Here is a 630-nt window from a genome sequence, read left to right as displayed (position 1 = left end):
TCGACCCCGACGAGGCGACCGCGCTGCTGCCCGGCCTGCAGGAACGCCTCGCCGCGGACCGCCCGGGCGGGATGACACGCTCCGCGCGCTGGTGGCGGCGGGCGCTGCGCCCCGCGGGCCCGCCCGCCGGCGAGTACAAGGGCGTGGCGGTGCACACCGGCACCGACGGCGTCGACGACGGGTTCGTGGTGTGGGGTGTCGCGGAGGGCGACCTGGCCACCGGCGGCACGGACGAGGTCCGGCTGCAGCAGCTCTGGGCCGCCGGGCCCTCCGCGACCGCCGGGCTGTGGCGGTTCCTGACCGGCCTCGACCTGGCCGGCGCGGTGACGAGCTGGGCACGTCCCCTCGACGAGGACCTCGATCTGGTGCTGGCCGACTCCCGGGCCCACCGGGTCACCGGCCGCGGCGACGACCTGTGGCTGCGCCTGCTCGACCCGGACGCCGCGCTGCGGGCCCGCGCCTGGGGCCCCGGCGGACCGGTCGTGCTGCGGGTGCACGACGCGTTCCTCGGCGACACCGGCACCTGGCGTCTCGCCGACGGCGCCGCCGAGCCCGCCGCCGGCACCGATCCCGACCTGGAGTGCACCGTCGACGCACTGGCGGCGGCGTTCCTCGGCGACCGGTCGCCGT

The 630-nt window shown here is 78.7% G+C and carries 1 protein-coding gene; it reads left to right on the top strand.

Annotation, left to right across the window (positions count from 1 at the left end; all coding sequences use genetic code 11):
• Positions 1-630: GNAT family N-acetyltransferase (locus GTW08_RS13905; protein ID WP_202417150.1), on the top strand; the 630-nt coding region annotated here is incomplete at both ends.

It is taken from the genome of Pseudonocardia sp. SID8383 (assembly GCF_009864975.1).
Classification (GTDB): Bacteria; Actinomycetota; Actinomycetes; order Mycobacteriales; family Pseudonocardiaceae; genus Pseudonocardia; species Pseudonocardia alni.
This window is presented reverse-complemented; position numbering and strand designations above follow the sequence as displayed.